The organism is Burkholderia ubonensis (genome assembly GCF_001718695.1).
GTDB lineage: Bacteria > Pseudomonadota > Gammaproteobacteria > Burkholderiales > Burkholderiaceae > Burkholderia > Burkholderia ubonensis_B.
Map to the genome: position 1 here is coordinate 1,607,558 of NZ_CP013422.1, position 21,689 is coordinate 1,629,246.

The following is a 21,689-nucleotide window of genomic DNA, read 5'->3' on the forward strand; positions in this document are numbered from 1 at the left end:
TTGTCCTGGAGGTGAGCGGGCGTCCTGATGAGACGCGACCGCAGTGGCATCGCGACAAGCGATCGAGAGCGCCCGCTGCTTTCCTTAGTGCGCAGCCTCTACGAGACGCTCCGATACCGCCTTCGGTTCGACCGTCCGTTGCCGGCCGAGGAAGAACGCGGCGCAGGCGCTGACGAGAGACATGGCCGCGAGAAAAGCGGCAACGGCGTATGCGGAATGGAACGTCTGAAACAGCCACAGCGAAATCATCGGCGCGGGGCCGCCGGCAATGATCGAGGCGCCCTGGTATCCGAGCGACGCACCGCTGTAGCGAATGCCGGGAGGAAACGACTCGGCGATGAAGGCGGCCTGCGACCCGTAGAGCGCCGCATGAATGACCATGATGATGACCGTGCCCGCAATGACGGCGAGCGGAATCTTCGTATTGAGCAACGCGAAGTACGGGAAAGCGAACAGCATCATGCAGACGGCTGCCGACATGTAGGTCTTGCGACGGCCGATACGGTCCGCCAGATGCCCAAAGTACGGCAACGCGAAACACGCGACAACGGCGGCAATCAACACCGCGTTCAGGATGAACCCCTTGCCGAGGCCGAGGTTCTTCGAGCCGTACAGCATGGCGAACGACGTGAGCATGTAGAACGCGGCCTGTTCGCCGGGACGGACGAGTGCCGACAGCAATATCGCCTTCCACTCGGTTCTAATGGCTTCCCGAACAGGACTCCTGGTGCGGTCGACCGACTGGTTGGCCTCGACGAAATCCCTGGTCTCCGGCACGCCCATGCGAATCAGCAGGCCGAACACCAGAAGCACACCGCTTGCATAGAAGGGAACTCGCCAGCCGAAGTCCATCAGCGAGTCGCCGCTCAAGCGGCTGCAGACGCTCCAGACCAGCACCGAGATGACGAGGCCGAGCGGTACGCCGACATTCGGCAGCGACGCCATGAAGCCGCGACGCTTGCCTTGATGACTCTCCATCGAGAGGAGCACGGCGCCGCCCCACTCGCCGCCTACGCCGATTCCCTGGAGGAACCGAAGTCCGACGAGCAGCCAGCCGGCAGCGGGTCCGATCTGTTGCGTGGTGGGCAGCAAGCCCACGAGCAACGTCGCGACGCCCATCAAGGTCAGCGTGGCGACGAGCGTCGATTTGCGGCCCACACGGTCGCCCATGTACCCGAAGATGGCGCCGCCCAAGGGGCGCGACAGAAAGCCCACGAAAATCGTGGCGAACGACTCCATGAGGCCTTCCGAGCTGCCGTGTGCAAAGAACAGCCTCGGGAAAATCAGGGCGGCTGCGGTGCCGTAGATGAAGAAGTCGTACCACTCGATCGTGGTGCCTATGACGCTTGCGATTGCGGCGCGGCGCTCAATGCGCTTCGAGTCCTTCGACTGGGTCGAGGCAACGGCCTGACCATGACGGGCGTTCGGGTGCATCTATGTCTCCAATCTTGAGAAATTTTGTCGAGGCAGGCGTGTGTGCGTTCAGAACGAGGCTTCGGCTCGCATGGACACTGCACCGCCGGGCAAGCTCACCCAGACGACGAGCTGGTCGCCGTCTGGCGCGGCGTTGAGCTCCAATTCGTTGCCCAGTAGCGACGGCTGAACGCCGCGATAATGGAACTGCTTCAGGCGACGTCCGCTCACTTCCTCGGCGAAGCTCGCAAGGAGCGTTGCGTTGAGGGGGCCGTGAATCACGAGATTCGGATAGCCTTCGACCGCTCGGCAGTAGTCGGCGTCGTAATGAATGCGATGGCCGTTGAACGTCAGCGCGGAGTAGCGGAACAGCATCGTCGAATCGGGTTTCACGCGACGCGTCCGCTGCGGTGGCGGCATGTTCGTTTGCGCAGGTGTAGCACCGGCCTTCGACGCTTCCTTGTAGACAATGTCGTGGTGCTCGGTGACAAGCACCTCCCCTTCGCGCACGACTTCATGCAGGACGGTCACGAAGACGAGTTCGCCACTGCGTCCTTGTTTGTGTTCGACCGATGCGATGCTTGAACGCCTTTCCACTTCTGCGCCAAGCGGCAGGTCGCCATGAAATTCGAGCTTGCCGCCGGCCCACATGCGGTTCGGCAACGGCACGGGAGGCAGGAAGCCGCCTCGTGCGGGGTGTCCATCTCGGCCGAGCGCCGAAGGCGCCTCACCGCTCAGGAAATAGAGCCAATGCCAAAGCGGAGGCAAGCGTGCGCCGTCGACGAAGCCGGACTGCGGAATGCCGAGCGTCGCGGCCATCAGCCGCGCGTGACGCGACGACAGGACGTCACGGCTGCACTCGCTCTTGCCGATCCATTCGCGCAGGTGCGCAATATCGACGCCGCTCATGCGAATTCTCCCACTTGCTTCGTGGCGAACTCGGCCCGAATGCGCTCCGTGTGTTCACCCAATCGAGGCGCTGCATCAAAGTGCCGGCTGTCCCACGGCGCGCGAACCGCCGGCGCAATCATGCGCAATTCTTCGCCGTCGACCGTCATCGGCCACGTCCGCAGCGCAGGGTGTTCAGCCATCTGGGCAACCGAGCGAACCTGACCGTAGGCGGTGTTCGAAGCTGCCAGGCGTTGCAGTGCTTCACTGGAGTCGAGCCTCGCGAACGCTTCGGCAATCACCCGATCGAGGGCTTCGCGGTTTTGCACGCGCTTCGTGTTGGACGAGAAGCGCGAGTCTTCTGCCACGTCCGGTTGCTGCAGGAACGCCGAGCAGAACTGGCGCCACTCGCGCTCGTTCTGAATGCTGATGACGATGTCGTCGCCGTCGTTGGTCTTGAAAGCGCCATACGGCGCAATGGAAGGATGCTTCAGCCCCTGACGCGTAGGCGCTCCGTTTCCGTAAACCTGGTGAACATAGGGAATCGTCATCCAGTCCGCCGCGCCGTCGAACAACGAAACCGAGACACCCGAGCCCTTGCCCGTGCTCGAGCGAAGCGCGAGCGCCGACAGCACTGCAATGGTCGCGTTCATCCCCGCGCCGATGTCGCAGATGGAAACGCCCACGCGCCCGCACGCATCCGGTGCGCCCGTGATACCCGCGAGACCGCTTTCGCACTGCACGAGAAGGTCGTACGCCTTGAGATTGCTCGCGGCGTTGTTCGTGCCGTAGCCGCTGATATCGCACGTGATCAGACCCGTGTGCATTTCGCGCAGTTTTTCACTGCCGAATCCAGCTCGATCCAATGCGCCGGGAGCCAGGTTCTGAACGAAGACGTCGGCCTGCGCAATCAGCCGATGCAGGAGCGCGGCGTCATCGGCGTCCTTGAAGTCCAGCACGACCGATTCCTTGCCGCGATTCGTCCACACGAAATACGACGATTGGCCGTTCGCGGCCGCGTCGTAGCCACGCGCGAAATCGCCTTCCGCGCGCTCGATCTTGATGACTCGCGCCCCCATTTCGGCCAAGCGACCGGTGCACAGAGGCGCGGCCAGGGCTTGTTCGATGGAGACGACGACTACGCCGGCGAGCGGCTTCGCCGACGGTGTTTCAGCAACTGATGCGACCATCACTGCCTTCCTGAGTTGGGATGATGGCTATCAGTATCGGAAAACGCCGCGGTCGATTACAGCGAGATTTCACGAAGGGATCGTTCGTGATTAACGAAATCGTGCAATGCAGCAATCGCCGGCATGCATGCCAGCTAGTACTCCTGTGCTATAAAGCCGGCATCATCTTCGCGAAATTCGAACACGATGAGCTATGACTTGACTGACCTGAAGGTGTTCGTCGCCGTCGCCGAAGAGGGCAACGTCTCGCGCGGCGCTGAACGCTGCCACCTTGCGCCATCGTCCGCGAGCCTTCGCGTGAAGAATCTTGAAGACTCGGTAGGCGTGACGTTGCTGAGCCGGCATCCGAGAGGCGTCGCGCTGACGGCGGCGGGCCAGGTGCTCGTGGAGCACGCACGGCGTTGTCTCGCTCAACTCGACCAGATGCGCTCGGATCTTTTGCCTTTCGCCGAAGGACTGACCGGGCACGTCACCGTATTCGCCAACAACAACGCGATCAGCTCCCATCTGCCGGACGATCTCGCTCGTTTCTTCGCGGCGTTCCCGAGCGTGCGCATCACACTGGAAGAAAGACTCAGCCACGACATCGTGGGCGCCGTGGTGGCCGGTCGAGCGGACGTGGGTGTGGTGGCATTGGAATCCGAGCATTCGGCGCTGCGATTCGTACCGTACAAGAAGGACCAGCTGGTCTTGCTCGCGCCAGTGACGCACGCGCTCGCGAGGCAAAGCGAAGTCAGCTTCGCGGCGTGCCTGGGTCAGCCGTTCATCAGTCTGCAATCAGGGGCTGCGCTGCACACCTTTCTGGTGAATCATGCCGCCGCGCTCGACGGACGACTCGACATTCGCGTGCAGGTATCCGGTTATCGGGCTATCGCTCGGCTCGTATCGTCGGGAGCCGGAATCGGCATCGTTCCGCGGACGGCGATTGAATCATCCGACGAAGGCAAGGTCGCGGTCATCCCGCTAATCGAGCCCTGGTCTCAGCGCAATCTCCACGTCTGCGTACAGCGCAATCCGGCGGAGAAGAACCTGTACCGCGACAAGCTGATCAGCATGCTGTGCCATCCTTCGGAGTGATACGCCAAGGTGTGGCTTGGTCTAGCTATCGTCCTTCAGCATGATGAATCAGCTGACTGCCGCCTTGCGACTTCGCCCGATATAGCGCCTGATCTGCCGCTGCGAGCAAATCGGTGAGTGAAGGCACCTCGGAATTCGACGTCGCCAGGCCAATGCTGACGGTTGCGGAAATCCGATGATCGTCGGCGCTGTGGACCATCCTGGCAAACTGGCTCGCAATGCTTTCGCCGATCTCGTTCGCGCGATGGCTGTCGTGATCGGGCAGCAGAGCAGCGAATTCTTCACCACCGATGCGCGCCAGAATCGTGTTCGCGTCGGTACTGGCGCGAACCACGCCCGCGAACGATCTCAGCACCTCGTCGCCGGTTTTGTGCCCATAGCGATCGTTGATCTTCTTGAAGTGGTCGAGATCAAATGCAAGGAGCGTGACCGGGCGTCGACGTATCGCGCAATCGTTGATGATTCGCTCCCCCTCTTCGAAGAACAGCCTGCGATTTCCCAGGCGCGTCAGGTAATCCGTACGGGACTCTTGCAGGAGTTCGCCGTGAACCTCCTCGCGGGTGAGCCGAAGTAGCGTCATCGGCAAAACGACCGAATAGAGCACGCCTTCGTACATCGTGATCTTGCTCGAAATCGACAGTGCGCTCGCTCCAAAGACCGGGACCACCCAAGGCAGGACGAAGGCTCTGGCAGCGTAGAACAGTGCATGGACGCCCGTCACCGCCACAGCGACGCGTCGAGCTTGAACGGCCGGCATCCCGTCGCGTCGTGTCAGTTCGAGGGCCGTCATCGCGGAGACGAGCGCGATGGGCAGCGCGCTGGCATAGAGCCATACGGCGGCCTGCCCGCGCGCGCCGGCCGCCGCCCAGGTCAACCCCATCAAGATCAGCAGGCCGATCGAGCCTGCGAGATACCGCCGGCCGTTGAACATTGCCACAGCGCGCAGAACCAGTAGATAGCCGCTCAGAATCACGAGATTGCTTACAGCCGCGCCCGCGGCGCCCAGCAGTTCAAGCCGGAACGCGGCCACGGCGCAACCGATCCCGAGCGTCGCATATCCGGCCGCCAGCATTCGCAGTTCGTTGCTGCGCTTGGGATGCGATACGTGCTCCCAATATGTCATGGCGGAACTGGCCCACAAGGTGCCGATCACTAGAAGGTAGAGGGTAGCCAGATCGACTTTCATCGCCGTCGTCAACGCGGTATCCCCGCCACGACGAGGAAAAGGTTAAGGGTCTATCGAGATTACGGCAAATGCGTCGGATTCTTGAAAAATCTCGTGGACGCGGCGGTCTGCAGCGGGATGCCACGGGACGCGGTGTCATGTAGCCCCGATTCCGAGGCGGGCGACGTCATGCATCGCTCGTAGACCAAAATAAAGCCGCCACCGTCGGGGATGCGGAGATGTCGCCTCGCCCGTCGCCGTTGACCAGACATCCGAAACCCTGCGGAAGTCGTGAGGCTGCACGCCGCGCAATAAGGTTGTCACTGAGCGCGGCATTGCAAAGACCCAGCTATTTGTATGAAGCCGCGGCAGACCACCATCGACTTCTATGACTGCCCGGCCAGTGGCATGGCAAAGAGGCGTTCATCCCACACCACGGGTCGAGGATCTGTCACGACGATTCGCGCCGCGTCGGGATGTGCCGGATTCACCAGCACGTCGAACGCTGCCCGGACGACGACGGAAGGGACGGCGCAGACTTCGGCAGGCCGTCGCGCACGAGCGCCTCCAATTCCGCCAGCGTGTGCGGGACCGGCTGCAACTCCATGACCGCAGCCACGGCTTCAGGGGTGACGAGCAACATGGCGGCTCCCTGGCAGGTATCAAATGATGCGCGATTATAGTCAATCTGATACCGGAGCCACGCGGATTCGCCGACGGCGGAATCGGGCGCAGCGGACGATCGGCTGGCACGAAGCCATCCAGTCTCGCCATCGTGAACATCGTCTCGGTGCAGCTGTCCGCTCCGCACATCGCTTCGGTCCCGGCGTGGTCGGCCTCCCTGTTTCGACGTTTACCGCTCCAGCCGGATGACCACGCCGGGCGCTAATCGGCCGACGCATCCGGCGCGCGCGGCGTCTCGCCGGCCCGCTGGATCCAGCCGCCGCCCAGCGCGCGGTACAGGTCGACGAGGTTGGTCCAGCGCGCGAGCCGCGCGGTGATCAGCGACTGCTGCGCCGCGTACAGGTCGGTCTGCGCGGTCAGCACCGACAGGTAGCTGTCCACGCCGTTCCTGTAGCGCAGGTCCGACAGGTCGTAGCGTCGCTGCTGCGCGTGCTCGTTGCGCTGCAGCGCGGCGATCTGCTGGTCGTACGTGCCGCGTGCGGCCAGCCCGTCCGACACCTCGCGGAACGCCGACTGGATCGCCTTCTCGTAGTTCGCGATCTCGATGCGCTTCTGCACGTGCGCGAGATCGAGATTGGCGAGGTTCGCGCCGCCCTCGAAGATCGGCATCGCGATCTGCGGCGCGAACGACCACGCCGCCGTGCCGGCCTTGAACAGCCCGCCGAGCGTCGGGCTCGCGGTGCCGAACGCACCCGTCAGCGAGATGCGCGGGAAGAACGCCGCGCGCGCCGCGCCGATGTTCGCGTTGGCCGCGAGCAGGTTCTGCTCCGCTTCCATGATGTCCGGACGGCGCGTCAGCAGGTCCGACGGCAGCCCGGCCGGGATGTCGGTCAGGAAGTTTTGCGCATCGAGCGGCAGGCCCGGCGGCAGGTCGTCCGGCAGCGGCTGGCCGATCAGCAGCACCAGTGCGTTCACCGCCTGCGCGCGGGCGCGCGCCTGCGCCTGCTGGTTCGCGAGCGCCGTCTCGACGATCGTCTGCGCCTGGCGCAGGTCGAGCTCCGAGCCGGTGCCGTTGTCGAACTTCAGTTTCGTCAGGTCGTACGACGCCTGTGCGGATTTCAGCGTATCGTCCGTCACCTTCAGCAGGTCGTCGTACGCGAGCACCGTCAGGTACTGGTCGGCAACCTGCGATACCAGCAGGATCTCCGACGCCTTGCGGGCCTGCGCGGTCGCGAAGTATTTCGCGAGCGCCTGATCCTTCAGGCTCTGGAGCCGGCCGAACAGGTCGAGCTCCCACGACGCCTGCAGCCCGACGTTGTAGGTCGTCGTGATGTTGCGCCCCGGGATGGCCGTGAGCGCGTTCGGCGTGCGCGTGCGGTTGCCGGTGCCGACCGCATCGAGCGTCGGCATCAGGTCCGCACGCGTGATCTGATACTGCGCACGCGCGGCCGCGACGTTCAGCACCGCGACCCGCAGGTCGCGGTTGTTCGTCAGCGCGATCTCGATCAGCCGCTGCAGGCGCGGATCGACGAAGAATTCGCGCCAGCCGATGTCGGTCGCCGCCTGGCCGTTCGCGCTGCGCGCGCCGGCCGCCGCGGCCGGCTGCGTCGCATAGACGCCGCCGGACGGAAACGCCTGCGCGACCGGCGCATCGGGCCGCGTGTAATGCGGCGCCATCGTGCAGCCCGCGGCGAAGAGCGCGGCCGCCGCGGCGGCCGCAACACGGATCCGATTCATGTTTCTCCCATTGCGCGCCGTCGCGACGCGCGTTGTCGATTGCGCGCTCATACGGTCTCCAGCACGCGCGCACGTTCGCTCGTCGCCGCCTCGCGATGCCGCTTCGCGATCAGCGTGTACACGGTCGGCAGCACGAACAGCGTGAACAGCGTGCCGACCAGCATGCCGGTCGAGACCGTGATCCCGATCGCGAAGCGGCTGGCCGCGCCCGCGCCGCGCGCGAAGATCAGCGGCACGAGCCCGGCGACCATCGCCGCGGTCGTCATCAGGATCGGCCGCAGCCGCACGGCGGCCGCGTGCTCGATCGCCGCGCGCCGGTCGAGGTTCTGCGTGCGCTGCAGCTCGTTCGCGAAGCTCACCATCAGGATCCCGTGCTTCGAGATCAGCCCGATCAGCGTGACGAGCCCGATCTGCGTATAGATGTTCAGCGTCGCAAAGCCGAGATACAGCGGCACGAGCGCGCCGCACACCGACAGCGGCACCGACACGAGGATCACGAGCGGATCGCGCAGGCTCTCGAACTGCGCGGCGAGCACGAGGAAGATCACGACGAGCGCGAACACGAACGTGACGGTCAGCCGGTTGCCCTCCTGCACGTACTGGCGCGATTCGCCGAGCCAGTCGATGTCGTAGCCGGGCGGCAGCGCCTGCTTCTGCAGGAACTCGACCGCCTGCCCCATCGTCACGCCCGGCGCGGCCACGGCCGACAGCGTCGCCGAGTTCATCTGGTTGAACTGCGTGAGCGCGTTCGCCTGGCTGCCGTTCGACACGTGCACGACCGTCGCGAGCGGCACCATCTTGCCGCTGCGCGTCTTCACGTAATAGCGGTTCAGCATGTCGGACGACAGGCGCTCCGCGCGCGCGACCTGCGGAATCACGTCGTACGAGCGCCCGTCGTGGTCGAAGCGGTTCACGTAGTTCTCGCCGACGAGCACCGCGAGCGTATCGGCGATGTCCTTCATCGTCACGCCGAGCGCGTTCGCCTGGTTGCGGTCGATCGTCACGCCGACCGCGCGGCTGTCGAACGTCAGGTCGCTGTCGACGACCGCGAACAGCCCGCTCTTCGACGCGGCGGCCTTCAGCTTGCCCATCGTCGCGAAGATGTCCTTGAAGTCGGCCGGCGCGCGCAGCACCATCTGGATCGGCAGGCCGCCGCTCGACGCGGGCAGCGACGGCAGCAGGAACGTGAACACCTGGTCGCCGGCGATCGCGTTCGCGCGCGCCTGCACGAGCGCCTGCAGATCGGCGGCGCCGCGCGTGCGCTTCGACCAGTCGACGAGGTTCACGCCGGCGAAGCCGAGATTGGCGCCGCCGACGCCGTTCAGCACGAAGCTCGTGTCGGCTTCCGGCAGCGAGCGGAACACCTTCTCGACTTGCGGCGCGTAGCGTTCGAGGTAGTCGAGGTTCGCGTACTGGGGCGCCTTCACCTGCAGCATGATCGAGCCCTGGTCCTCCTGCGGCGCGAGCTCGCGCTTCACGCCGCTGAACAGCAGCCCGATGCCGAGCAGCACGCCCGCGCCGAACACCAGCACCGCCGGCCGCGCGGCGAGGCTCGCGTGCAGCAGCCGCCGGTAGCCGTGCGTGACGCGCGACAGCGTGTGCTCGATCGCGCGCGCGATGCGCCCTTCCGACATCCGGCTGTCGAGCAGCAGCGAGCTCAGCATCGGCGACAGCGTCAGTGCGATCACTGCCGACACGCACACCGCGCCCGCGAGCGTGAACGCGAATTCGCGGAACAGCGATCCGGTCAGCCCGCCCATCAGGCCGATCGGCGCGTACACGGCGACGAGCGTGATCGTCATCACGATCACGGGCGACGCGATCTCGCGCGCGCCGAGCAGCGCCGCGCGCGCGGGCGGCTCGCCGGATTCGATGTGCCGGTGGATGTTCTCGACGACGACGATCGCGTCGTCGACGACGAGCCCGATCGCCAGCACCATCGCGAGCAGCGTGAGCAGGTTCAGCGAGAAGCCGGCCGCGAGCATCAGCGTGGCGGAGCCGACGAGCGCGAGCGGAATCGTCACGACCGGGATCACGACCGCGCGGAACGAGCCGAGGAACAGGAAGATCACGATGACGACGATCGCGATCGCCTCGACGATCGTCTCGCGCACCTCGTCGATCGACGCGTTGACGAAGCGCGCGACGTCGAACACGTCGCCGATCCGGATGCTGGCCGGCTTGTTGCGCTCCATCGTCGGCAGCAGCGCCTGCACGCCGCGCACGATGTCGAGCGGGTTGCCCGACGGCGTCGCGTTGATCGCGATGTTCACCGCGCGGCGGCCGTTCATCAGCGCGCTCGCGTTGTATTGCTGCCCGCCGAGCTCGATGGTCGCGACGTCGCGCAGCCGCACGAAGCTGCCGGTCGCGTCGGACTTCACGACGAGGTTGCCGAACGCGCCGACGTCGGTCAGGTCGGTATTCGCGGAGATGTCGGCGACCGTGAGCGCGCCCTTCACCTGCCCCGGCGCGGCCTGCACGTTGTTCGCCTTCAGCGCGCTCGCCACGTCCGCCGCCGACAGCCCGTGCGCGGCGAGCCGCGACGCGTCGAGCCAGACCCGCATCGCGAGGTTCTGCCCGCCGACGATCTCGGCCGACGCGACGCCCGGCACGGTCGTGACGAGCGGCTGCGCGACCCGCACCACGTAGTCGGTAATCTCCGGAATCGACAGCGTGTCGCTCGAGAAGCCGAGATACATGACGGCCGTCGGCGCGTCGGTGAGCTTCGTGATCACCGAGTCGTACGCGCCTTCGGGCAGCTTGTACTTGACCTCCTGCACCTTCGCCATGATTTCCGTCATCGCGCGGTCGGCGTTCGCGTTCAGGCGCAGCCGCGCCTTCACGACGCTCTTGCCCTGCGTCGACGTGGAGCTCAGGTATTCGATGCCGTCCGCGGTCGCGATCGACTGCGCGATCGGCGTCGTCACGAAGCCCTGCATCAGCGCCTGCGACGCGCCGGGATACGCGGTTTCGACGCTGATCGTCGCGCTCTCGAGCATCGGGTACTGGCGCACCGGCAGCGCGCCGAGCGAGCGCAGCCCGATCAGCAGGACCAGCAGGCTGCAGACGAGCGACAGCACCGGCCGCCGGACGAAGATGTCGGTGAAGCGCGCGCCTTGCGTGGGGCCTTGCGTGGGGCCTTGCGTGGGCTGGCTCATCGCACGCTCTCCCGTTGCGCGGACGCGTCGGCGAGCGCCTGCACCTTCGCGCCCGGCGCGACGCGCAGCTGCCCGGTCGTCACGACCACGTCGCCGGCGCGCAGCCCGTCCTCGACGACGATGCGGCCCCGGTCGCGCGCGCCGATGCGCACCTGGCGCACGCGCGCCACGCCGACGCCGCGCGCGTCGCGCTGCTCGACCACGACGACGCTGTCGCCGGCCTGCGACGTCTGCACCGCGGTATCCGGCACGCTGATCACCGCGTCGCGGCCCGGCAGCGCCAGGTGCGCATCGATGTACATGCCCGGGCGCAGCAGCTGGCCGGCGTTGGCCACGGTCGCCTGCACGGTGATGTTGCGCGTCTCGTCGCCGACCTGCGGCTCGATCGCGGTCACGCGCCCTTCGAAGGTGCGGCCCGGGTAGGCGTCCGTCGTCACGCGCACGGCTTGCCCGAGCGCGACGCGGCTCAGCGCCTTCTGCGGCACCGTGAAGTTCGCGTGCAGCGCATCGAGATCGGTGAGCGTCGCGATCGCGTCGCCCGGATTCAGGTACTGGCCGAGGTTCACGCGCCGCAGTCCGATCACGCCGGAAAACGGCGCGCGGATCAGCTTCTGCGTGATCACGGCCTGCGTCTCGCGGATGTCGGCGCGCGCGGCGTCGAGCTCGTAGCGGCGCGCGTCGAAGGTCGCCTTCGGTTCGGCGCCGTTCGGCACGAGCTGCTCGGCGCGCGCAAACTGCCGGCGCGTGTAGTCGGCCTTCGCCTGCAGCCCGGCGAGCTTCGCCTGCTCGGGTGCATCGTAGAGCTGCACGAGCGGCTGCCCGGCGCTCACGCGCGAGCCCGCGACGAAGCGGATGTCCACGACGCGCCCGGCGACTTCCGGCGCGATCGTCACCTGCCGCACCGCTTCGAGCGAACCGACCGCATCGAGCGTCGGCGCATCGGCCTGCGGCTTCACGACGATGGTCTCGACCGGCAACGGCGCCGGTGGCGACGCAGGCCGATCGGCCGCCGATACACGTTCCGTGCGCCAAAGGAACAATGCGCCGGACAGGACGACCAACGCGCCTGCGGCAAGGAACACAGAGCGTCTCACCGATATCTCCCCAATGAATCAGTCATGACGTCAGTTTGGGTGGAGCCGCCGCGCCCGGACGTCAACTTTTCGAATCCCCGTTTAAATTTTTCGCATGCCCGACACGAAAAAAGCCGCTTGCCGCGACGAACGCGGCAAGCGGCGAAGCAACGCCCGCTACGAGCTCAGATGGTCGTGGCAGGCGCTCGCGGCGCATGAAGGGTCCATGCGCGCGCATACGGGTGTGACATCGCCAACAGGACGGCGCCGAACAGCAGCAATGGATTGGTGCCGACCGCCCCGCACATCAGGAACAGCGCGGACATCGCCGCCGCGCCGGCGACACCCCACGCGATCGCGATGCCGAGCAGGATCGATAATCCTGCCGCCAGTTCCAGCCAGGGCACGATCAGGTTCACCGCGACGACGTGCGGAAGCGCGACGTGCACGATCGCGCCGGTCAGCGCGAGCCGCACGGCTTCGGGCGCCACCGCGGATCGCGAGACGGCTGCCGTCAGAAAGGGGCCTGCATCGAAGTGCCCGACGATCTTCGTCAAGCCCGCCCAGCTCCAGAACACGCCGAGCACGACGCGCAGCGCGAGCGCGGCGGCCGCCTTCATCGCGCCACCTGCGGATGGCGGCGATGCAGCTGCCGGAAGCCGATCATGGTCACGCCGAGCAGACACGCGAACATGATGGCAATCGTCGCGTTCGTCTCCATGGGCAATGCGCTGACGACCCCCGACACGATCGAACCGAGCACCAGCATCAGGCAGCCCTGCAGGCTCGCCGCGGCGCCCGCGCGCCCCGGAAACAGCGCCATCGAGCGGGCCATCGCGTTCGAGAAGATGAAGCCCTGCGCGAATGCGATCAGCATGATCCCGCCGAGCGCGGTGACGAGCACGAGCGCGGTGCCGCTCGACGCGACGCACGCGACGCCGAGCGCGAACAGCACGATCCCGCCGCGCATCAACTGCTCGCCGCTGTAGCGCTTGATCAGGCTGCGGTTCAGCGTCGTGCCGCCGAGGTAGCACAGGCCGACGGCGAGCGCCGTCGATCCGAAGTACGACGCGCTGTGCCCGAGGCGATGCTGCACGATGTACGGCCCGATCACGTTCCACATCAGGAATGCCGAGAAGCTCATCCCGAGCATCCCGACGGCGGACAGGAAATGCGGATCGGACAGGATCTCGCGGTAGCCCGCTATCGTCTGCGCCGGCGTGCGCCGCATCTCGGGCCGCAGCGACTCGCGCAGGCCCGCGAACGCGAACGACAGCACGACGAGCCCGTAGCCGCAGTAGACGACGAAGTTCCAGCGCCAGCCCGCCATCTCCTGCACGAGCCCGCCGACGTACGGCGCGATCACCGGGCCGAGCCCGAATGCGAGACTCAGGTAGACGATCGCGACGCGGAAGCGGTCGCCCTTCACGGTATCGACGAGCACGGCGCGCGCGACCACCTGGCACGACCCGATCGCGAAGCCCTGGATCGCGCGACCGACCATCAGCGCCTCGAACGACGGCGCGGCCACCGCGAGCGCGCTGCCCGCGATGAACAGCGCGAGGCCGGCCAGCACGGACGGCCGGCGCCCCCACCAGTCGGCGAGCATGCCGAACGCGAGCTGGCCGAGCGCATAGAACACGAGCGTGATGGTGATCGTGTTCTGCATCATGCTCGGCGCGACGCCGAGCTCGCGGCCGATCGCCGGAATGCTCGGCGCGTACAGGTCGATCGCGATCCCGCCGACGCTGTTGATCAGCGGCGCCAGGAACACGAGAAAGTTTTCGTATTGTTTGGAATCGGACATGGGGACGTTCCAGATGTAACGAGGCGGGCCGGCGCCGAAGCGCACGGCCCACCGGGATCAATGACCAGGCGCGGCGAGCGCGACGTGCCGGGAAGCGCAGCGCGGCGGAGGCTTGTCGTCGAGCGGGCTCCAGGCGGGCAGCTCGTCGCGCGCGGCCATGCCGCCGATCTTCACCATGATCACGCGCGGCGCGTTGTCGTAGTACGTGCCCCAGTCGACGTGCTGGTCGCGCACGCGGCTCACGCTTGCGTGACCGAGATCGTCATAGCCGATCTGCAGCGACTGCACGATGTGCCGCACCCGCTCGGTCGCCGTCATCAGCACGTACCGGTAGTGATGCTGGGCAAGCGTGCGGAACACGTTCGCGATCAGGTAGCGCCCCGCGCCCTTCGAGCCGAACGACGAGAACTGCCCGAGTTCGACGAGCTCCGCGCGCGACAGCCCGTACAGATGCGTCAGCGACTCGTCCAGGTAGTACTCCGAGAAGAGCGGGGCGCTGTCGCCCCAGCTCAACCCGACGCACGCGTAGCCGGGCAGCGTCATCGCGCGGTCGGTCAGGCACCAGAACTGGTCGGGGCGCGGCTCCGGGCGCGCGCCGTGCGCCTGGTAGTAGTTCTGGGCGACCGCCAGCTGCATCGCGCGATAAGCGGCCTGCCCCGGATGGAAAGTTCGTACGATGTGCACGTTCGGCTCCCGATCAGTACAGCGACGCCGCGAGATCGCGTTCGATCAGCTGGCGGCGCGGCCGGCCCGTGACCGTGTAATAGTCCTTGCGGAAGCGCTCGATGTCGGCCACCACCCGCACGCGCCGCACCCGCGCGAAATCCGCGAGCCGCGGCTCGAGGCGCGCCATCTCGCCGCGAATCGCCGCCTCGTCGTGCTGCGACAGCACGATCGCCGCCGGCTCTTCCCGGCCTTCGCCGAACACGACGATGTCGTCGATCAGCGCGCTTTCCTTGTAGACCGTCTCCACCCACTCCGGCGAGATGTTGCGGGCCGTCGACAGGATGATCACGTGCTTCTTGCGGCCGGTGATGTACAGGTAGCCGTCGACGATCTCCGCGATGTCGCCCGTGTGCAGGTAGCCGTCGGTCAGCTCGCACGACGTGTCGTCCGAGTTGTAGTAGCCGGCGCACAGCGTCGGGGTGAGCACGCGCAGCTCGCCGTCGACGATCGTCGGCACGATGCCGTCGAGCAGCGGGCCGGCGGAGCCGATGCGGCGATGCCCCGGATGGTTCAGCGAGATGATCGAGCTGTTCTCGCTCAGGCCGTACGCTTCGTAGACCTGCACGCCGCGCTTGTCGAGCGATTCGAGCACGGTGGCCGGAATCTTCGCGCCGCCGGTGATGATGTGCGGATTGCGGCGGCCGAACAGGCTCGTGACACTCGTCGATTCGAGCAGCGCGTCGGCTTCCTCGAGCAGCTTCGGCGGCAGGTACAGGAAGTTCGGATCGACCTGCGCGATCAGATCCAGGTAGTCGCGCGCATTGCCGCTGCGCGCGCCGTACTCGGCATAGCGCGCCGGCATCAGCGTCAGCGAGCCGCCGGACAGGATCGGCAGGAACACGCCGAGCACCTGTTCGATCAGCAGGCTCATCGGCACGATCGACAGGTAGTCGAGCGGCGCCTGCGGCACGCGCTTCAGCACGTTCGTCACGAGCAGGCCGACCGCCTCGTCGCGGATCTTCACGCCCTTCGGCTTCGACGTCGTGCCGGACGTATGGATGATCCCGCAGATGCCGGGCTCGATCCGCTCGCCGGCCGGCGCGCCCTGCGCGGGCCACGCGCTGCGCTCGCTCGCGGCGTCGAGGCACGCGATGCCGGGCAGGATCGCGCTGATGCGCGCCGCGGTGTGCGCGTCCTGCGCGAAGATCGCGGTGGCCTTGTGCAGCAGGCTGCCGATCTGCTCGTCGGAGAATTCGATCGGCACCGGCAGCAGCACGGCCTTCACGCGGAAGATCGCCAGCATCGTCGCGACCCACGTATAGCTCGAGCGGGCGGCGATCCCGAACACGAGCCCGCTGCAATCGCCGTACACGTCCTGCAGTGTCGCGGGGCGATCCGCTCCACGTCGGCGCGCAGTTCCGCGAGCGAATAGTCGCGGCCTTCCATCTCGCGCACGACGATCCGGTCCTGCGCTTCGGCGAAATGACGTTCGAGGAGTGCGCTGATCATGCAATGGCTCCTTTGCGATAGCTTTGCGCGCCGAAGATCCGGCGGCCCGTATCCGCGAGGCGGCGGCGGCCGTGCATCACGCGGGTGTTGTCGATCACGACGATGTCGCCCTTGTTCCAGAACAGGTCGTACGTGTAGCGCGCGGTCACGTCCTTGATTTCGTCCCACACCTCGAAATCGATGTCGGTGCCGTCTTCCCACGTGATGAGCGGCGGTTCGTAGTTCACGCTCGGCCCGAGCAGCGAATTGCAGAACGCGCGGCGGCCGGAGAAGCAGCTCGTGGTGATCGCATCCGTCACGCGTTCGGACGACACGAGGAACTGGTCGAGCCGGCGGTAGTGCTGGCCCGGCACGCGCTGGTTGACGACTTCGAGATGCGAGTCGTTCACCTCATGCGCGCTCACCTGCAGCTCGATGCTCAGGAAGCGCTGCACGTTCGGCCAGGGAATGCGGCGCGCGTACTTGATCCTGCGCTGCTCGAACAGGCGGCGGGTGGCCGGCGACAGCTCGTGCAGCACGCGCAGGCCGTCGCACATCGTCGTCTCGGAGCCGACGCGCGCCGGCTCGAGGCAGAAGAACCACTGCAGATCCGGCGTGAACGGCAGGTTGCCGTTTTCCTGATGCAGGCCCATCTCGAGGTGGCCCGCGTCGATTTCCGCGGTGTTCTCGGTCGACGCCTTGCGCGCCGGATCGAACGTGACGCGCGCCGAGTGCTGGCTGACGAAGCGGTTGAAATCCTCGAGCGTGTCCGCGAAGTTGCGGTAGATCACGACGCCCGAGTGCGCGAGATTTTCGTATAGCTGATCGGTATCGACGATGTCGATCGCCTTCTGGCCCGGCTCCAGGCTCTCGATCAATTCGAAGCCGAAGCGCGGCAATGGTTTGTGGTGGACCTGCGCGGTGACTACGTCAACATCCATCATGTGTGCCTCTCACTCTCAGTGTGGTTAGTCTTGGTGTGTTCGAGTCCTGGCCTCGTCGAACACCACTCAATTTACCGACACGAAGCGGCACGCCGTTTTAAAAATTAAAAGCTGGATGTAATTTTGTTGAGAGATTCGTGAGAAAGCCCGCCGGGTGCTTCCCCACGCGAAAAAATCAGCCGGGCGGCACGCGCCGCCGCGGCCCGCTCAGAGCGCGTGCGCCGCGCCGGGTTCGAGCGCGTTCGCGCTTGCGAGATCCTTGAACAGCATCCGCATGCTGCGGATGTCGTGGTTCTTTTCCATCTGGGTCGCCCAGATCACGTCGAGCGTGAAGGTCGGAAAGCCGAGCGGCACGTCGCAGATCTGCACCGACGGCGGGATCGACAGGTACGGAATCAGCCGTTGCGGCAGCGTCAGCACGACCGGCAGCCGCGAGACGATGTTCAGGCAGGCCTGATACGTATTCGCCCGCGCGACGATGTTGCGCGAGCGCCCGAGCTTCTCGAGCCAGCCGTCGATCATGTTGCGCTCGGAGATCCACGGCGTCGGGAACACGTGATGCATGTCGCAGAACTCGTCGAGCGTCACGCGCGTCGTCGGCGCGAGCTTGCGCGATGCGGTCAGGCACACGAACGTGTCGGACAGCACCGATTCCCATTGCAGGTCCGGATGCAGCCGGTGATAGCCGGGGCCGAAGCCGGTCGCGAAATCGATCTCGCCGGCGAGCAGCCGCTCGACCGGTAATTCGCGGCCGAGCCGCTCGACGATCAGCGACGTCTCGCGGCCGCGCTTCATGAACGATTCGAGCACACCCGGCAGCAGCAACAGCTCGAAATACTCCGGCGCGCACACGCGGATCACGCGGTGCGCCGCCGCGGCGACCTGGTCGTCGTCCATGTCCGCGCAATGGTTCACCGCATCGATCACGTTGCGCAGATACGGCTCGATCGCCTCGGCTTTCGGCGTCGCCACGAGGCTGCCGTGATCGACATCGAACAGCACGTCGTGAAAGCAGTTGCGCAGCCGCTTCAGGCAATAGCTGACGGTCGGCTGGCTGATGCTCAGCACCTCGGCGGTGCGGCGCGCGCTCTTGTGTTCGTACAGGCACAGAAACACCATCACGTCCTGCAAGTCGAGTTGGCGCAATACGTTGTTGTTGAGCACGATATTTCCTTATCGTTATTGTTGTCGCCGGCCTCATTTGTTGCGGTCTTTATCTTAAACCCATCGAGGTTCGGTCTGTCACGCCTGCTCCCCTCGCGCCCACCCTGCGCCATCGGACGGGAGCGCTTCGCCCGGTAGCGCGAGAAGCGCACGCTTCAGGAGCGATGCAAGTGTCGTGCGGTCGTCCCGATCCAGCCCGCCGAGCAACAGATTCAGTGTGTCCACGTGTACATTCACCGCCCTGTCGATCAGTGCGAGCCCTTCGCGAGTCAATCGCACGGCCATTCCCCTGCCGTCGTGCGGATTCGGCACGCGCTCGACGAAGCCCGCCTGTTCGAGCCGCATCAGCCGGTTGGTGATTGCGCCCGACGTGATCATCAATGAGCGGTACAGTTGCGTCGGCGACAATTCATACGGCTTTCCCGCGCGCCGCAGCGTCGCGAGCACGTCGAACTCCCCTTCCTTGAAACCGAACGGCGACAGCGCCTCGGCGCGCGCCTTTTCACAGTGCTTCGCCAGCCGCGCCAGCCGGCCGAAGATCTCCATCGACGTCACGTCGAGCCCGGGCCGCTCGTCGCGCCACTGCGCGACGACGAGGTCAACGTGATCTTCGGTACCCGGAACCGTCATGAATATCCTCGCATTCGATGGGGGCTTGGTCGCTCAACTTGCAGCCAATATATCTCAATATTAAGATAGTTCAGAAGTACACGGGGGACAGCAGTGGAGCAGGCAGATGGCAAAACTATCATTCAAAGACCACGATCTCTATTACGCGGACATCGGCAGCGGCCTGCCGATCATGCTGATTCACGATCTGGGCAGCTGCGGACTCGCCTGGGCACGCCAGGTGCCGTTCCTGCGTCACGCGGGATATCGCGTGATCGTGCCGGACCTGCCCGGTCACGGCGCGTCGTCGTACCCGGATCGCACGCTTGACGTGAGGGAACTTGCCGGCAGCCTGCAGTTTCTGCTGGATTATCTTGGCCTCGAAAGTGCCGCCCTCGTCGGCATCTCGCTTGGTAGCGCGATCGCCTTGACGATCGCGCTCGATGCGCCCGCACGCGTCGGCAAGCTGGTGGTGTGCAACGGCTGTTCGAACCTGGTCGACGACGATTTCGTCCGGCGCTTCGAGTTCTGGAAATGCGGTTTCGCGCGCGACGATGGCGCAAGCCGCTGGTTCGAGGAAATGTGGCCGCTGATGGTGAGCGCCGAATTCGCTCAATCGGAAGCTGGCGAGATCGCGTATCAGATCGGCCATGCGCGCGCGGCAACCACCGATTCCGCGCAGCTTGCCCGCCTTTGCATCGGGATCGCGAACTACGACGTCAGAAGGCGACTGAATCTCGTACGCAGCGAAACGCTCGTGTTGCAAAGCGAAGACGGCAGCATTTTTCCGGCGACCGAAGGGCAACGGCTCGCTGCCATGATTCCGGGTGCCCGCTACGGAACGCTTCCCGGAGGCGGACATCATGCAAATCTCGACCGCGCCGGGGCGTTCAATTGGGCGGTATTGCGCTTTCTTGGCGGGTCAAATGCTGTGTAGGGTTTCGCACGAATCTCGTCTGGAGGCGTGAGGTGCGTGGGCCGTCATCAACGGCACCGCAGGCGACGAAGCCGGCTTCGCGCTCGGCTTCCTCGGCTACTGGCTGACCGCGTTTGTCTACGTCGAGCAATGGTGAGAACGTCGTTGTTGGCGGAAAGTGCGCAGCAACGCCGTCGCCCGGCCGGATTCGGCTCCGAACGCAAACGGTCGTAATCGTTCGTGTTCGCCCGTAGCGCCATTCATCGTCGTAGCACTCCGACCTAGAAGTCCGCCATCTCACGTCTGCACCAGGTCATCGCTCTACATCGGAAGCGGTCGATCTCTCGGCGATCCGTCGATGGTGCTGAACAGCGCTCGAAGCGCTGCATCATGGGTTCATGACGCATCGCGGCCATCGACATCGCACAACGCTTGTTCACTCCCGGCTCGAAGCACGGGAAACCGGCACGTCGGTGCTTTGAAGCGTCTCCGTGATGCGTACTTTATCGACATCCAGCCAGCATGAATTTGTGGAAGATGACAACGCATCTGCAAAAACTGCCAGAGTTTTGCTGATGCACGATGTCCTGTCGGCGGTCCATTGCCGAACCGCGCGCCGATTCGAGGCGGTCGTTCGGAGACGGCGCCATATACCGGACGATCCGATCGGGATCGACTTTCATCTGCTTCGCCTGCTCCCCGTCGAGCCATCGGCGGAAGCAAGGTCGTCGATGCTTGCGAAGCAAAATGTCACTTCCGACGTCGACACGGGGCATGCAGATTGCATGGACGAGCCTGACCGAGGCCCCACACGATGCACCTCGCACGCGCGAAAGCGCGGCAATGTGCATACTGGCGTGACTCGCTCCACCCGCCGCTTGCGGCCGTATCGCAACAGCATCACCACGAGGAGGCTCACGCATGACGACGCCGTTCGAACCGGGCGACCATGTCCGCTGGAATTCCGAAGCCGGTTACGTGACCGGCACGATCATTGCGGTGCACACGCAGGATTTCGACTACAAAGGCCATCGTCATCGCGCGTCGCCCGACGACCCCCAATACGAAATAAAAAGCGACCGGACCGATCACGTCGCCGCGCATCGGGGCCGCGTGCTCGAACGCGTCGCCGGCAAGGAGCGCACGTGACGCTCCCGTTCTACACGATCGGCCATTCGAACCGCACGCTCGGCGAACTCGTCGCGATGCTGCGGGCCGTCGACATCACGCTGCTCGTCGATATCCGCAAGATGACGCGCTCGCGCACCAATCCGCAGTTCAACGAAGCGACGCTGCCGGTCGCGCTGGCGCCGTCCGACATCGCCTATGAACACGTCGCCGCGCTCGGCGGCCTGCGCGGCAAGTCGCGCGACGTGCCCGACGCACTCAACGGCTTCTGGACGAACCGCAGCTTCCATCGGTATGCCGACTACGCGCTGTCGCCGGAATTCCGCGCCGGCCTCACGCGGCTGATCGCGCTCGGGGAGCAGCAGCGCTGCGCGCTCATGTGTTCGGAGGCCGTGTGGTGGCGCTGTCACCGGCGCATCGTCGCCGACTACCTGATCGCGCGCGGCGAGACGGTGCTGCACATCATGGGCCTGAATCGTGTCGAGCCGGCGCGCATCACGGCCGGCGCGACGGTCCGCGACGACGGTGCGGTCGTCTATCCGGACGCCGACGGCGATACGCAGGAAGATGCCGCGCCGCAATCGAACGAATGACCGGGCGTCGGCGCTGCCCGCGCCGGCTGGTTGATGCGGTTGGGTGACG

19 protein-coding genes and 1 pseudogene are annotated in these 21,689 nt (G+C 65.6%); 4 read left to right on the forward strand and 16 right to left on the reverse strand.

The genetic code is table 11. The features are described from left to right. Positions 1–84: 84 nt before the first annotated feature. From WJ35_RS26750 to WJ35_RS26760, 3 genes are read right to left on the reverse strand one after another with little or no spacing between them, the layout of a single operon-like run. Entirely contained in the window at positions 85–1,434 is a 1,350-nt protein-coding gene (locus tag WJ35_RS26750) for an MFS transporter (protein WP_045577790.1), read from the reverse strand. Between the two features lie 48 nt (positions 1,435–1,482). Then, a complete protein-coding gene (locus tag WJ35_RS26755; RefSeq protein ID WP_045577789.1) occupies positions 1,483–2,322 on the reverse strand; it encodes an FAS1-like dehydratase domain-containing protein in 840 nt (279 codons plus the stop codon). Beyond that, a complete protein-coding gene (locus WJ35_RS26760; protein ID WP_069240394.1) occupies positions 2,319–3,491 on the reverse strand; it encodes a CaiB/BaiF CoA transferase family protein in 1,173 nt (390 codons plus the stop codon). The genes WJ35_RS26755 and WJ35_RS26760 overlap by 4 nt, the downstream gene beginning before the upstream one ends. Positions 3,492–3,689: 198 nt before the next feature. On the opposite strand from WJ35_RS26760, the gene WJ35_RS26765 reads away from it, so the two are divergent. Continuing rightward, positions 3,690–4,568, forward strand: a complete 879-nt coding sequence (locus WJ35_RS26765; protein WP_224019615.1) for a LysR family transcriptional regulator — start codon at positions 3,690–3,692, stop codon at positions 4,566–4,568. Between the two features lie 25 nt (positions 4,569–4,593). Here the strand turns inward: WJ35_RS26765 and WJ35_RS26770 are convergent, their stop codons facing one another. From WJ35_RS26770 to WJ35_RS26820, 13 genes and pseudogenes are all read right to left on the reverse strand, one after another. Continuing rightward, on the reverse strand, positions 4,594–5,754 hold the full coding sequence (locus tag WJ35_RS26770) for a sensor domain-containing diguanylate cyclase (protein ID WP_059562585.1): 1,161 nt from the start codon (positions 5,752–5,754) through the stop codon (positions 4,594–4,596). A 365-nt stretch (positions 5,755–6,119) separates the two neighbouring features. Beyond that, positions 6,120–6,263 (reverse strand): annotated as a pseudogene (locus WJ35_RS32415) (RES domain-containing protein); the annotation flags it as partial. Then, positions 6,221–6,376, reverse strand: coding sequence for a hypothetical protein (locus WJ35_RS31655; protein ID WP_155121979.1), 156 nt, complete (start codon positions 6,374–6,376; stop codon positions 6,221–6,223). The gene WJ35_RS31655 and the pseudogene WJ35_RS32415, both read right to left, overlap by 43 nt. Before the next feature lie 242 nt (positions 6,377–6,618). Next, entirely contained in the window at positions 6,619–8,094 is a 1,476-nt protein-coding gene (locus WJ35_RS26775) for an efflux transporter outer membrane subunit (RefSeq protein WP_069240395.1), read from the reverse strand. A 47-nt stretch (positions 8,095–8,141) separates the two neighbouring features. After that, positions 8,142–11,252: an efflux RND transporter permease subunit gene (locus WJ35_RS26780; RefSeq protein ID WP_069240396.1), complete on the reverse strand. Its 3,111-nt coding sequence runs from the start codon at positions 11,250–11,252 to the stop codon at positions 8,142–8,144. After that, entirely contained in the window at positions 11,249–12,352 is a 1,104-nt protein-coding gene (locus WJ35_RS26785; protein ID WP_080484437.1) for an efflux RND transporter periplasmic adaptor subunit, read from the reverse strand. Before WJ35_RS26785 ends, WJ35_RS26780 begins: the two co-directional genes overlap by 4 nt. Positions 12,353–12,510: 158 nt before the next feature. Beyond that, positions 12,511–12,945, reverse strand: a complete 435-nt coding sequence (locus tag WJ35_RS26790) for a DoxX family protein (RefSeq protein WP_069240398.1) — start codon at positions 12,943–12,945, stop codon at positions 12,511–12,513. Next, positions 12,942–14,132 (reverse strand): multidrug effflux MFS transporter, encoded by a 1,191-nt coding sequence (locus tag WJ35_RS26795; protein ID WP_069240651.1) that lies wholly within the window; start codon positions 14,130–14,132, stop codon positions 12,942–12,944. Before WJ35_RS26795 ends, WJ35_RS26790 begins: the two co-directional genes overlap by 4 nt. Before the next feature lie 57 nt (positions 14,133–14,189). After that, positions 14,190–14,816 carry a thermostable hemolysin gene (locus tag WJ35_RS26800; protein WP_060002543.1) on the reverse strand — a complete coding sequence of 209 codons (627 nt, stop codon included), beginning with the start codon at positions 14,814–14,816 and terminating at the stop codon, positions 14,190–14,192. Positions 14,817–14,829: 13 nt separating this feature from the next. Next, positions 14,830–16,170 (reverse strand): AMP-binding protein, encoded by a 1,341-nt coding sequence (locus WJ35_RS26805; protein WP_230459739.1) that lies wholly within the window; start codon positions 16,168–16,170, stop codon positions 14,830–14,832. Between the two features lie 133 nt (positions 16,171–16,303). Further along, a complete protein-coding gene (locus WJ35_RS26810) occupies positions 16,304–17,230 on the reverse strand; it encodes a TauD/TfdA family dioxygenase (protein ID WP_029226725.1) in 927 nt (308 codons plus the stop codon). A gap of 207 nt (positions 17,231–17,437) precedes the next feature. Next, positions 17,438–18,394: a LysR family transcriptional regulator gene (locus tag WJ35_RS26815; RefSeq protein ID WP_010094234.1), complete on the reverse strand. Its 957-nt coding sequence runs from the start codon at positions 18,392–18,394 to the stop codon at positions 17,438–17,440. Between the two features lie 78 nt (positions 18,395–18,472). Beyond that, positions 18,473–19,024, reverse strand: coding sequence for a MarR family winged helix-turn-helix transcriptional regulator (locus WJ35_RS26820; protein WP_069240399.1), 552 nt, complete (start codon positions 19,022–19,024; stop codon positions 18,473–18,475). Positions 19,025–19,130: 106 nt separating this feature from the next. On the opposite strand from WJ35_RS26820, the gene WJ35_RS26825 reads away from it, so the two are divergent. From WJ35_RS26825 to WJ35_RS26835, 3 genes are all read left to right on the forward strand, one after another. Next, the gene (locus WJ35_RS26825; RefSeq protein ID WP_069240400.1) at positions 19,131–19,940 is read left to right on the forward strand and encodes an alpha/beta fold hydrolase; all 810 of its coding nucleotides are present in this window, start codon (positions 19,131–19,133) and stop codon (positions 19,938–19,940) included. Between the two features lie 900 nt (positions 19,941–20,840). Continuing rightward, positions 20,841–21,068: a DUF2945 domain-containing protein gene (locus WJ35_RS26830; protein ID WP_046422958.1), complete on the forward strand. Its 228-nt coding sequence runs from the start codon at positions 20,841–20,843 to the stop codon at positions 21,066–21,068. After that, positions 21,065–21,640, forward strand: a complete 576-nt coding sequence (locus WJ35_RS26835; RefSeq protein ID WP_069240401.1) for a DUF488 family protein — start codon at positions 21,065–21,067, stop codon at positions 21,638–21,640. The genes WJ35_RS26830 and WJ35_RS26835 overlap by 4 nt, the downstream gene beginning before the upstream one ends. Positions 21,641–21,689: the final 49 nt, after the last annotated feature.